General features: G+C 38.4%; 10 protein-coding genes and 1 riboswitch. Of the genes, 5 read left to right on the forward strand and 5 right to left on the reverse strand.

What is annotated here, in order from left to right; all coding sequences use genetic code 11:
- Nucleotides 1-6 precede the first annotated feature (6 nt).
- Genes IGL42_RS09980 through ssnA form a run of 5 tightly spaced genes read right to left on the reverse strand, consistent with a single transcriptional unit; the run spans nucleotide 7 to nucleotide 8,313 of the window.
- On the reverse strand, nucleotides 7-1,332 hold the full coding sequence (locus IGL42_RS09980) for a YgeY family selenium metabolism-linked hydrolase (RefSeq protein ID WP_002362247.1): 1,326 nt from the start codon (nucleotides 1,330-1,332) through the stop codon (nucleotides 7-9).
- Nucleotides 1,323-2,516, reverse strand: coding sequence for a diaminopropionate ammonia-lyase (gene dpaL, locus IGL42_RS09985; RefSeq protein WP_002372232.1), 1,194 nt, complete (start codon nucleotides 2,514-2,516; stop codon nucleotides 1,323-1,325). The genes IGL42_RS09980 and dpaL overlap by 10 nt, the downstream gene beginning before the upstream one ends.
- 23 nt (nucleotides 2,517-2,539) lie before the next feature.
- On the reverse strand, nucleotides 2,540-3,913 hold the full coding sequence (gene hydA / locus IGL42_RS09990; RefSeq protein ID WP_002365023.1) for a dihydropyrimidinase: 1,374 nt from the start codon (nucleotides 3,911-3,913) through the stop codon (nucleotides 2,540-2,542).
- A gap of 29 nt (nucleotides 3,914-3,942) precedes the next feature.
- On the reverse strand, nucleotides 3,943-6,948 hold the full coding sequence (gene ygfK / locus IGL42_RS09995) for a putative selenate reductase subunit YgfK (protein ID WP_002402540.1): 3,006 nt from the start codon (nucleotides 6,946-6,948) through the stop codon (nucleotides 3,943-3,945).
- Between the two features lie 30 nt (nucleotides 6,949-6,978).
- Nucleotides 6,979-8,313 carry a putative aminohydrolase SsnA gene (gene ssnA, locus IGL42_RS10000; RefSeq protein ID WP_002372237.1) on the reverse strand — a complete coding sequence of 445 codons (1,335 nt, stop codon included), beginning with the start codon at nucleotides 8,311-8,313 and terminating at the stop codon, nucleotides 6,979-6,981.
- A 403-nt stretch (nucleotides 8,314-8,716) separates the two neighbouring features.
- Between ssnA and IGL42_RS10005 the strand changes: the two genes are divergently transcribed.
- The 5 genes from IGL42_RS10005 (at nucleotide 8,717) to IGL42_RS10025 (ending at nucleotide 13,354) form a co-directional block, all read left to right on the forward strand.
- Nucleotides 8,717-9,355, forward strand: a complete 639-nt coding sequence (locus IGL42_RS10005) for a helix-turn-helix transcriptional regulator (RefSeq protein WP_002381503.1) — start codon at nucleotides 8,717-8,719, stop codon at nucleotides 9,353-9,355.
- 205 nt (nucleotides 9,356-9,560) lie between these two features.
- Nucleotides 9,561-10,913, forward strand: a complete 1,353-nt coding sequence (locus IGL42_RS10010) for a Mur ligase family protein (protein ID WP_002356584.1) — start codon at nucleotides 9,561-9,563, stop codon at nucleotides 10,911-10,913.
- Nucleotides 10,903-11,595 (forward strand): type 1 glutamine amidotransferase, encoded by a 693-nt coding sequence (locus tag IGL42_RS10015; protein WP_002356583.1) that lies wholly within the window; start codon nucleotides 10,903-10,905, stop codon nucleotides 11,593-11,595. Before IGL42_RS10010 ends, IGL42_RS10015 begins: the two co-directional genes overlap by 11 nt.
- Nucleotides 11,596-11,709: 114 nt before the next feature.
- Nucleotides 11,710-11,754, forward strand: a riboswitch (PreQ1 riboswitch).
- A gap of 77 nt (nucleotides 11,755-11,831) precedes the next feature.
- A complete protein-coding gene (locus IGL42_RS10020) occupies nucleotides 11,832-12,812 on the forward strand; it encodes a nucleoside hydrolase (protein WP_002372239.1) in 981 nt (326 codons plus the stop codon).
- Entirely contained in the window at nucleotides 12,809-13,354 is a 546-nt protein-coding gene (locus tag IGL42_RS10025; RefSeq protein WP_002359620.1) for an ECF transporter S component, read from the forward strand. The genes IGL42_RS10020 and IGL42_RS10025 overlap by 4 nt, the downstream gene beginning before the upstream one ends.
- The last annotated feature ends 7 nt before the right edge of the window (nucleotides 13,355-13,361 follow it).

Genomic DNA, 13,361 nt, shown 5'->3' on the forward strand with positions numbered 1-13,361 from the left:
CTTTACTTAACCACAATAGACCGTTGGTAATGCCGCATAAACGGCTGCACAACGAACCAAATCATCTTTCCAAGTTTTTTCATTTGGTGCATGTGCTTGTGCTTCGGCCCCTGGCCCGAAACCAATACAAGGAATGCCATTACGTCCCATAATTGAAACGCCATTTGTTGAGAAGGTCCACTTATCTAACAATGGGCGTTCTTCACGCATTTCCACTGTTTCTACAGAGCCTTTCCGTGTTTCTCCATAGAGATTTTTATGCGTTTCCATCAAGGCTTTTGTTACATCATGATTTTCTGGAATGACCCACGTTGGGAAATAACATTCAATTTCATAAGTTAAATCCGTATAAGAAGGACGATCATAGTTGTACATTGAAACCGTCACATCATCTCCATATTTTTTAACAGCTGGTAAATTGCGAATTTCTTCTAAACAACTTTCCCAAGTTTCTCCAGCAGTCATTCGACGGTCTAGTGAAACGGTACAGCCATCCGCAACAGCACACCGACTTGGTGAAGAATGGAAAATTTGCGAAACAGTCACCGTACCACGACCTAAGAAACGGGCTTCTTGCCACTCTGGATTGTACTTAGGATCTAACATACGAACTAAACCACGAATCGCTGTGCTTTCTGTATCTCCATTGTTGTTTAAGGCACGAACATCTTGTAAGATATCCGCCATTTTGTAAATGGCATTATCTCCACGTTCTGGTGCTGAGCCATGACACGAAACGCCTTTGACATCAACTTTAATTTCCATTCGGCCTCGTTGACCACGATAAATCCCCCCATCTGTTGGCTCTGTTGAAACAACAAATTCTGGACGGATACCGTCTTCTTTGATAATGTACTGCCAGCATAAACCGTCACAGTCTTCTTCTTGGACAGTAACTGTTACTAAAGCAGTATATTTTTCTGATAATAGACCTAAATCTTTCATGATTTTAGCGCCATAAATAGCCGAAACAATCCCGCCTTCTTGGTCAGATGTACCGCGACCACCGATCTCAGTTTCTGTTTCATAACCATCGTAAGGATCAAATTTCCAGTTACTCATTTCACCAATTCCGACAGTATCCATGTGCCCATCAAAAGCAATTAATTTTTCACCAGACCCCATATAACCAAGTAAATTCCCTTGAGGATCAATGTCAATTTTATCGAAACCTAATTTTTCCATTTCGGCTTTTGCTCGCGCAATTTTGTTGCCTTCTTCTGCACTTTCTCCTGGAATTTTGACAAGGTCTCTTAAAAATTTGACCATATCTTCTCTGTAACCTTCTGCTGCTGCATTTACTGCATTAAAATCCATTCCTTTTACCTCCATAAAATTTTTTTATAATTGTCTGGATCAGTGTCCCCTTCGGTAGAAAACATTAAAACGTTTGACGTCTCATCCAGTTGCAATGCCTCACGTAATTCTTGATAGTCGGGATCTTGCATCACTGTAGCTACTAAGCCCATTGCTACTGCCCCAGATTCGCCTGATACAACTTGCGGATCCCCTTTTAATGGCGCGCCCAACATACGCATTCCTTTTTCAGAAACCCAATCTGGTGCTGAAACAAAGAAGGATGTATGATTTTTTAGAATATTAAAAGAAATCGTATTAGGTTCTCCACATGCTAAGCCAGCCATAATTGTCTGTAAATCACCATCGACAAAGCGAATTTCTCCGTCTTTTTTAATTGCTGATTGATATAAACAGTCAGCCGCCTGTGCCTCAACTACGACCATAATCGGTGGGTTTTCTGGAAAAGCATTAGCAAAATAACCAATCACTGCACCAGCTAAACTGCCGACACCAGCTTGAACAAAAACATGACTAGGTCGTTCAGAGCCAAATTTTCTTAATTGTTGAGAGGCTTCTAACGCCATCGTTCCGTATCCTTGCATAATCCAAGTCGGAATTTTTTCATATCCGTCCCAAGCGGTGTCTTGAACCATGACACCGTTTTCAGTTTCTTCGGCCATTTTATTAGCCATTCGTACACATTCATCGTAATTAACTTCTTCAATTGTGACGGTTGCGCCTTCTTTTTCAATATTTTCTTTTCTCGTCTGTGTTGAACCCTTCGGCATGAGTACAACTGATTTTTGGCCTAATTTATTCGCAGCCCAAGCGACTCCTCGTCCATGGTTACCATCAGTTGCTGTAAAAAACGTAGCTTGTCCAAAAGCTGATCGTAATTGATCAGAAGTTAATTCATCATATGTTAGTTCCGAAACATCTTTCTTTAATTTTTCGGCAATATAGTTAGCCATGGCAAAAGAACCACCTAAGACTTTAAAAGCATTTAAACCAAAGCGATAAGATTCATCTTTAACAAAGAAATCATTTAACCCCAGATAAGCGGCCATATGATTCAATTCTGCTAATGGTGTTTCTGAATACTGTGGAAAACTTTTGTGAAAAGCCAAAGCTTTCTCAATTTTTTCTTTAGACATCAGAGGTAAGTACTTATCCTCCGTCTTCGGCATTTCATTTGCTGTCCATTTAATTTTTTCCAAAAATACTTCTCCTCCTTCTATTTTTAAGTTGCTTTACGAAAAACAAATTTTCCTTGATTTGCCAAGATGACTTGCCCAGCTTCAGCAACTTTTTGACCTCTTAAATAAACCATTCGAGCCTGTCCTTGTGTTTCAAATCCTTCATACGGCGTATAGTCGACATTTTGTAACTGCGTTCTCGCAGCAATCACGCCGGTTGTTCTAGGATCCCAAACAACTAAATCGGCATCACTGCCTTCTTGCACCACACCTTTTTGTGGATACATCGAGAATTGTTTAGCAATATTTTCAGAAAGCAAAGCAACCATTTTTTCCAAGGTGATTCGGCCCTTCGCCACACCTTCCGTGTAAATTAATTCTGGTCTCGTTTCAACACCTGGCATCCCATTGGGAATTTTACTAAAATCATCTTTGCCAACTGTTTTTTGTCCGTGAAAATTAAAGCTGCAGTGATCTGTCGATATTGTATTGATTGCCCCCTCTTTAATCCCTTGCCACAAAGCCTGTTGATCCTCTCGTTTGCGTAGTGGCGGTGAGCAGACATATTTTGCTGCTTCAAAATTAGGCGCATCGTACAAGTGATCATCTAGTAAAAGATATTGAGGGCAAGTTTCTACATAAACTGATTGTCCTCTTTGACGAGCCCGTTCCACCGCTTCTAATGATCGTTTTGTGCTTAAATGCACAATGTTAACCGACAAATCAGCCATTTCCGCTATCATCAAATATCTTGCTACCGCTTCTGCTTCAACAGCCGCCGGTCTTGATAACGGATGATAGTGCGGGGTTAGCTTTCCTTGAGAAACATATGATTGGATTAATTCATCTACTAAATCACCATTTTCACAATGAACGCCTAACATTCCATTAACTTTTTTTATTTCCTTCATCGCTTCAAAAATTTCCGCATCTGTGGTCCGCAAATTATCATAAGCCATATACATTTTGAAGGAAGTAATACCTGCAGCAATCATTTCCTGAATTTCAGCAGCTATCGTTGGTTTCCATTCAATCATGGACATATGGTAAGTATAATCACATGAACTCTTGCCTTCAGCCAATTGATTCCAAGTAGCTAAACAGTCTTTCAATGAGCCGCCTTTATTAGGTGTAGCCATATCAATAACCGTAGTCGTACCTTTGGCCACCGCCGCTTGGCTTCCAGTGGTAAAGTTATCCGCCGTACTTAACGAACCTTTGCCATTATTTAATTCCAGATGCGTATGCGCATCAATAAAGCCTGGTAATACATAACACCCCGTAACATCCTCAATCTGAGAATTTTCTACTGGTAAATTTGCCCCCATCTCTACAATTTGCTCGCCGTCAATTCGAATATCCAATTGACGACGATTATATGCAGATACGACGGTTCCACCTTTGAGCAGAATAGACATTTATTTATCCCCCAGTCGTAAATTTCCTTTTATGCTTGCATACAATAAGCATATTCTTCAATCATAGTTACCATTAATGCGATTAAATCTTCTGGTACATCTAATCCTTGATCCGTTAATTGAATTGTTGACACCGTTCCCCATAAACGCAGTAAACAAATTTTATCCACAGGATTTTGAACATAGAAACCTGAATTAGTACTGTCATAAAAATCAGCTTCACTGTTAAATAAGGTAAATTTGTCTTTGTAAGGGGCACTTGCATAAGGGCAAAATGTTTCACAGTTGCCACATTCGTTACACATCCGATCAACATGAACAATTTGTGGTTTTCCTTCGACGTACACAACAATATTTGCTCGGTTTGGACAGACATCCATACAAGATTCACAAATTGTGGAGCATTCTAAGCAACGACTAGCTTGACTACAAGACATTTCGTCTGTCACAAGGATACCCCGTTTGTTTCTAACAAATGCGACATCACTATTTAAATTATCTTTTTCATAGTGATGATTGTGGACAAGACAAATATTATTGGCCGCTTTGGTTGCATCAGCGATTGCTTCAACAATTGTGGCTGGTCCTAAATTAGCGTCACCAATGACATAGACGCCTGGTATATTTGTTTCCAATGTTTCTTGATTTGAAACGACTTTCCCATAGTTGTCTGTGTGAATGCCTAATGCTTGGTAAAATTCTGTATCTACTTTTTCACCAACAGCGGCAATCACTGTATCAGCAGGAATATCAATTATTTCTCCTGTACCAATTGGACGACGGCGTCCAGAAGCATCTCGTTCACCTAGGACCATTTTTTCACAAGTTAATTGTTGATTTTCATGTTTAATTGGCGAAAGTAATTCTAAAAAGTCAACGCCATCTTCTAAGGCTAAATAAAGTTCTTCTTCATCTGCTGGCATATTGCGTTTATTCCGACGATAAACCACTGAGACTTTTTTAACACCAGGTAATGTTGTGGCTGCACGAGCACAGTCCATAGCTGTATTTCCGCCACCAACGACGACAATCTGTTCTCCGTAAGGATTAATCGTTGGATTTTCTCGGTTTGCTTTTAAAAATTCTAACGAGTTCAATGCCCGACCAGATTCTAAACGAAGGACCCCATGTTTCCATGCACCAATGGCATAAATAACATTCGTATAGCCTTGGTTTTTCAATTCCGCCAATGATGGCGCCTCTTGTCCTGTAAGGAATTCAGCTCCCATAAATTCCGCTAACTGAACGTCTTTTTGAACAGATTCCATAGAAATTCGAAATTCTGGTACAATCTGGCTACAAACGCCCCCAATTGTCTTGGATTTTTCAAACACAGTAACAGGCATGCCTTCACGTGCTAATAAATACCCAGCAGAGATCCCTGCAGGACCTCCACCCACAACAGCTGTTTTAGGTGCATTTTCTTTTGGCTGTGGCTTTTCTAGTGTCGTCAATAATTCATCATAAGCATGTTCAGCTGCTTCTAACTTCACTTCCCGAATATGAATAGATTCTTCATAAAATTGACGTGTACATTTAGTCATACAAGGATGTGCACAAATGGTTCCAGTAATAAAAGGCAATGGATTTTTATCGACAATTACTTGCAAGGCCTTTAAATAATTACCTTCACTGACATAACGAAGGTAAGCAGGAATATCCTGATTGATTGGACAACCACCGTCACTTCGACAAGGAGCAATATAACAATCTGTTAACGGAACTGTTTTTCTTAGTTTGGTACTTTCTGGTAATTTAATTGATTTTTGGTAACGTGCTTGTGTTTTAGCTTTCTCAACAACTTGGGCTAATTTATCCAAGTTGACATGAACCATCTGAGGATATTCTGCTGTGCCCAATACATTAGCAACTTGATTCATTCGTTGATAGCCACCAGGTTTCAACAGCGTCGTTGCCATAGTGATTGGCCAAATACCAGCATCAAATATTTCTTTACTATTGAAAATATCTGCACCGCCAGAATAAGAAATTTGTAGTTTCCCATCAAATGCTTCTGATAATTTTTGTGCCAATGAAATACTAAGAGGAAATAGCGAACGTCCTGACATGTACATTTCATCACCAGGTAATTCATTTGCTGCAATCGTTACCGGGAAAGTGTTCGTAATTTTAACTCCGAAGCTTAGATTTTTACTATTGGCTAATAATTGCAGACGTTGTAACATCGGTACTGCTTCTTCAAATTGTAAATCTTCTTTAAAATGGTGATCGTCAAAAACCATATAATCAAACCCTAGCTCATCCATCGTTTGACGCGCATATTCATAACCTAACATGGTTGGATTACATTTAATAAAGGAATGGAGCCCTTTTTCACTTAATAAATAGGCCGCAATTCGTTCAATTTCATCTGATGGACAGCCGTGTAAAGTCGACAGCGTAATAGAATGACAGACTTTAGGACTAATTGCTTCGATATATAAGTCATCTACTTTTTTAAAATAAGATAGATATTTTTTGGCAGCTGCTTGGCATTCCGCCCAAATCGGCGTTCCTTCTGCGTTCTGCATTTCGTTAATATAACGATCAATTTTTGGCGATTGAATCCCTGCCAAATCATAGCCAACACTCATGTTAAAAATGAAACCATTCGGGTCACCTAGCTCGAACTCTTTACTCAGTAACTTCAAAACGAACCATGCTTTGACGTATTCATCATAAGCTTGGGGAACACGCAGTTCTGTGGACCACTCAACGTTGTAACATTCATCCGCTGCTGCGATACATGGTTTACTCACTGGTAAATCTTCTCCATCCAGTATCTGGACTGTCTTAACTTCAAAAAAACGAGAACCTGTTAAATAGGCCGCAATAATATTTTGTGCTAATTGTGTATGAGGACCTGCTGCCGGACCACAAGGGGTTTCCATTTTTTCTCCAAATAACGGAATCGTTTTTGTAGGATCCGCATGATAAAATTTACGAATGCCAAAAATTGTGCCATCTTGTTGATACTCACTAAAAATCCAATTTAATAAAGCCTCAATTGAGATGGGATGCATAATATCACTCATTAACGTCACTCCTTTTATTTATAATGAAAGCTATTGATTTACTCGTTTCCAGAAAGATTGTGCTTGCGTTTGCGCATCATGCCAAACTTTCTCTTCATCAATTCCTTGAACTTCACGATTACGCATCCGAATTTCTCCATTAATCACCGTGTCAGTGACCATCCCACCATTCATGCCGAATAAAATGTGCATGTTATAATTCTCTTTTGTCATTGGCGTCGGGCCATGATAATCAACAATAATGACGTCTGCTGCTCCATTAGGTTCTAAAACGCCTAGCTTTGTTTTAAAATAGCGATTAGCCATTTGCGGATTATTATCAAACAGCATTGCGGGAATTTCTGCCCAAGCAGCATTTGGATCAGCTAAATGATGCTTGTGGATAACATTTCCTACCTTATAAGATTCCGTCACATCATTCGTATAACCATCTGTGCCAAGACCCATCAAAATACCATACTCATTAAACATGCGCATTGCAGGTGGGCAACCGACCGCATTCCCCATATTCGACTCTGGATTCGTGACCACCATTGTGTCTGTATCTCTTAGTAATTCCATCTCATGAGGTCCAATATGGATGCAATGGCCTGCCATTGTCTGTTTTCCTAAAATTCCTAAATCAAATAATCGGTTCACAATCGGCTTCCCATATTTTTTCAAAGAATCATGAACATCGGCTAAATCCTCTGCAATATGAATATGATAACCAATCCCATCTGGCGTATTGGCTGCACATAATTCTAAAGAAGCATCTGATAAAGTAAAGGCTGCATGCATACCCATCATCGCTTTTTGCATATCATCATTTCTTAAGGAACTGGCTTTAATAAAGGCGGCATTTTCTTGAACTGCTTCCCGCATTTTCTGCTCACCATCGCGATCAGAAACTTCATAACAAAGGCAGGTCCGAATCCCTAACTCGTCCGCTGCATTAGATAATTGGGTTAAACTCCCTGTAATTTCTCCGTAACTAGCATGATGATCAAAGACAGTTGTAACACCGTTGCGAATACTATCTAAATAAGCAACCTTACCACTTTGATAAGTGTCTTCTAATGTCAAGGCACGATCAATTCGCCACCATTGATCTACCAAAATATCCATGAAATTTTTAGGATGATAATTCGTTAAACTTAACCCACGTGCAAAGGTACTATAAATATGATTGTGCATGTTAATAAAGCCTGGCATAATCACTCCACCTTTAGCATCAATAAATGTCGCTTCTGGATAAGCTTGTTTTAAATCTTCTGTCGTTCCGACTTGTTTCACAACTTGACCATCAATCGCCACACACCCATTTTCAAAAAAATGATTCTGCGCATCCCGAGTGATTAAACGCCCATTTCCAATTAATAACATGTATTCTCCTCCTATTTTCCAACCTATTCCCCACATGTAGCAAACGCTTACAAATCAATCGCTCAATCATTCACGAATATAGCTTGTCTAGCTTTTCTAATCTATATTTCCTACGAAAAGCATTTGAAGCGCTTGCATTTTTTTACTAACGAACTCATTAACTTGATTAAAGTATATCACCTTACCTTAAAAAAAACAATGCTACCTAAAAAATATTTTTTAGAATTTTGACAGCCGTTATCTTGTATTATTATTTTTATCATGCTATCATTATTTTTCAGAACAGGTAGTACGCGACATTAAAGGATTTAGCCCTGCCTATTCCATTTAAAAATATTATGTTAAATTTGACACAATCTTATAAAAACTGTTTGTGCCAGGCACATTAGAAAGGAGCTTATTTATGTTATCCGACGAAAAACTTACTTTTTTAACACAAATTGCTAAAGGTTTAGCTGGTCAATTTGGGGAAAACTGCGAAGTCGTTATCCACCAAATCAATGAAGACAATATTAACAATTCTATTGTTTCCATTGAAAATGGTCATGTCTCTTCTCGTCATCTGGGCGATGGACCTTCTCAAGTAGTCTTAGAAGCCTTAAAAAAAGACCCTAGTGAGTTGAATGATCATATTAACTATCTGACCCGCACCCATGATGGTCGTATTTTAAAATCTAGTACAATGTATTTTAAAGATGAGAATGGTCAACTCGATGGTATTTTTGCTATTAACTACGACATCACTACATTGATTGCTGCAGAGTCAAACTTAAAATCTTTGATTTCCACTGCAGAACCTGAAGAAGATAAAGACCCTGATTACATTCCTCAGGATGTTAATGAGTTGTTAGACGATTTAATTCATGAATCAGTCAAATTAGTTGGCAAGCCGGTCCCATTAATGACGAAGGACGATAAAATCAAGTGTATTCAATTTTTAAACAATAAAGGCGCCTTCTTAGTCACTAAATCTGGAGACAAAGTTTCTAACTTCTTCAATATTTCTAAATATACGCTATACAGTTATATTGATGCGAAATAAAAATGGAAATCGATGGACGATTTGTTGTTAAGACAAGTCGTCTATTCTCTTTTTTCCTTCACTATTCTACTTTTTCTAAAAGACTTTTTAAATAATAGTAAGAAAAAGTAAAAGGAATTAATTTTTTATTTTAGTTATGGTATGATAGATTGAGTTTAATTTAAAATAACGAAAAATTAAAGATATAGAAATTGGGGGACAACAAATGGGGATTCGAAGTCATTTAGCAATTGCTGCAGGAAAAACTTCGCAATGGGTTTTACAAACATTTTTTAAAGGCGGCAGTAGCTACCCAGGGAAATTAGCCCTAAAAATCGATCCTAAAATTTTAGATACATTGGCAAAAGACTATGAAATTGTCGTAGTCACTGGAACGAACGGCAAAACATTGACAACTGCTTTAACTGTTAACATTTTACGCCAAGAATTTGATGAGGTATTAACAAATCCAACTGGTGCTAACATGGAGCAAGGAATTGTCTCTACTTTTTTAAATGCCAAGGCGAAAAAAGGACAAAAGAAATTTGCGGTGTTAGAAATTGATGAAGCAAGTTTAAGCCGCGTCACTAAATATATTCAACCAAAATTATTTGTTTTTACGAATATTTTCCGCGACCAAATGGATCGCTATGGTGAAATTTATACGACGTATCGCTTAATTATGGAAGGCGCCGCCGCTGCTCCTGAAGCAACTATTTTGTGCAACGGTGATTCGCCAATTTTTAATTCAAAAGAAACTGTAAATCCTCGCAAATACTATGGATTTAATCATTTACCACCGAAAGAGCAATTGGCTCATTACAATACAGATGGGGTTTTATGTCCAAAATGTAATCATATTCTTCATTATAAAATGATTACGTATGCTAATTTAGGTGATTACTATTGCCCAAATTGTGGCTTCAAACGCCCTGAATTGGATGTGCAGTTAACGGAAATGGTCCGGATGGATAATACATCTGCTGATTTTGTGATTGATGGCGAAGAATACGGCATTGCTGTTGGTGGGATGTATAATGTTTATAATGCGCTAGCGGCCACAGCGGTAGCAGAATATTATCAGGTGGCACCAGATAAAATCCGAGCAGGCTTAGCTTATGATGAAAAAGTTTTTGGGCGTCAAGAAACCATTAAAGTTGGCGATAAAGAATGTACGTTAGTTTTAGTAAAAAATCCCGTTGGTTTAAATCAGGTCATTGATATGATGGGCTTAGCCCCTTACTCTTTCTCGCTGGTTTCATTATTAAATGCCAATTATGCAGATGGAATTGATGTCAGTTGGATTTGGGATGGTAATCATGAAGCCTTTGCTGATATGGACATTCCAAAAGTAATTGCTGGCGGTGATCGCCATGAAGATATGGCCTTGCGTTTAAAAGTTGCGGGTATTCCTGAAGAAAAATTACTAGAAATTGCTGATTTAGAGCAAGTAATTTCAGAAATTAAAACGTTGCCGACAGATCATGTCTATATTTTGGCAACCTATACTGCTGTTTTGCAATTAAGAAAATCATTAACAGCCCAAGGGTATATTCAAGGGGGAATGAATGGTGTCTAAAGAATTAGTCGTTTGTCATTTATATGGCAACTTATTAAATACTTACGGAGATAACGGAAATTTATTGATGCTTAAATATTTAACCGAAAAAATGGGCGTTACCTTCCGATCAGAAATTATCAGTATCTACGAACCGTTTGATCCCGAAAAATATGATTTAGTCTTTGTTGGTGGCGGTCAAGACTTCGAGCAACTGATCATCTCAGAAGACATTCAGAATAAAAAAGAAGCTTTGACTTCTTATATTGAAAATGACGGCGTCTTGTTAGCTATCTGTGGTGGTTATCAACTTCTAGGACATTACTATGTCGGCGCACAAGGCGAAAAAATTAAAGGAATCGGTGCATTAGATCATTACACTTTGAGCCAAGACAACAATCGTTTCATTGGTGATATCGAAATTTATAATGAAGAATTCGATGAAACGTATTATGGTTTTGAGAATCATAACGGCATGACTTTTTTAGGCGAAGGGGAACGACCTTTAGGAACAGTCAAACAAGGCAAAGGCAATAACGGTCAAGATAATGGCGAAGGCGTTGTCTATAAAAATGTGTTTGGCTCCTACTTCCACGGTCCAATCTTAGCACGCAACAAAAATCTAGGGATTCGGTTAATTCGGACCGCTTTAGAGAAAAAATATGGTGAACCGATCGCTATTCCTGAAACGCTTTATAAATAAAAGAAGAATCTAGTTCCTACATATAGGACTAGATTCTTTTTCATTTCTCCGACAACTATTTACATCTTTACAAAATATAGTAAGATAAAGAGGTGCATTTAAAATCGAGAATTTCTCGGACTGGTTCGGAAACTTCCCAGAATAAAAAACTAAGTATCTCTCAATACTAACTCAAGTCATAGCTTTTTTAACAAGAGTTATCATTTGCAGTTAACGAAAAAGGAGGATTGGAAAAAATGCAAAAAGTAATTATTGATTGTGATCCCGGAATTGATGACACGCTTGCTCTCTTGTACGCACTTGCTTCACCAGAGCTAGATGTCCAAGCGATTACAGTTGTTTGTGGAAATGTCCCTGTGGAGATTGGCGTGGAAAATGTTTTTAAATGTTTGGAAAAAGTTAATCGCTTAGATATTCCTGTCTACCAAGGGGCTGCTAGCCCTTTAAAACGGCCATTTGTTAGTGCACAAGATACACATGGCATGGATGGTTTGGGTGAAACATATTTCCCCAGAACTAGCAAAATCCAAGCACAAGCGCTTTCCGCTGCTGACTATTTAGCACAAACCTTTCAACAAGCTACCGATTGCTCAATCATTGCCCTTGGTCCTTTAACAAATATTGCTTTGGCTTTAAAAAAAGAACCTCTTCTGGGGCGAAATCTTCAACGTTTTGTCTCAATGGGTGGTACCTTTAAAAGCCACGGCAATTGCTCTCCTGTTGCAGAATTTAATTATTGGTGTGATCCTGATGCAGCAGCTTGGGTTTTTGAGGAATTAGGTGCAAAAATCGAGATGGTCGGCTTAGATGTCACACGAGAAATTGTTTTTACACCAACAATTCTCAATTATTGTCAACGACTCAACCCCAAAATGGGGAATTACCTCGCTGAGATTACTCAATTTTATTTTGATTTTCATTGGAAATATGAACGTATTTTAGGGTGTGTTATCAACGATCCCTTAGCGGTTGCTTATTTTATTGATCCTACGCTCTGCCAAGGCTTTTCCAGTTACGGACAAATTGTTCCTGACGGCATTGCTATGGGGCAATCAATGATCGATCAGTATCATTTCCAGCAGCAACCAGCTAATTGTCATGTCTTGACTACGGTTGATAGTCAACAGTTTTTCGTGAAGTTTCTATCCATTCTTTTAAATGTACAAATAGATGAGATCGAAAGAGATTTCAAAAATTTAAGGATGGGACAACCATGAAAAAAATAACACCACGAATCATTACAATTATCGCTTTTAGTGTTGCTTTAAATTACCTTGGCAGTACCATTGCGTTACTCCTTCGTTTACCAATTTATCTTGATAGTGCGGGAACTATTTTTACAGGTGCGTTATTAGGCCCACTCTTTGGCGCACTGACAGGTATTTTAACAAGTCTACTAACTGGATTGACAACGGATATCTTTTCTCTGTATTATTCACCTGTCCAACTCTGCACAGGAATTTTAGCAGGTTTGCTCCTTCATCAGCAGTTAAAAGTAACCAAATTACCATTTAAAACGTTGTGGTTAACGATACCAGGAACAGTGATTTCTTCCTTAATCACAGTTTGTTTATTTGGTGGAATTACTTCTGCTGGCTCCAGCATAATTGTCCAATTTTTATATGGTTTAGGCTTAAATCAGTTAGCAAGCGTCCTGTTGGTTCAATTGATAACAGATTACGGGGATCGTCTGCTATCAGTCATCATCGTCACAGCTGTTATCGCTGCCTTACCTAAACGTTCCTTTATAACAAAATAAACTGTTT

The organism is Enterococcus sp. DIV0712, from assembly GCF_050554855.1.
Taxonomy (GTDB): domain Bacteria; phylum Bacillota; class Bacilli; order Lactobacillales; family Enterococcaceae; genus Enterococcus; species Enterococcus faecalis.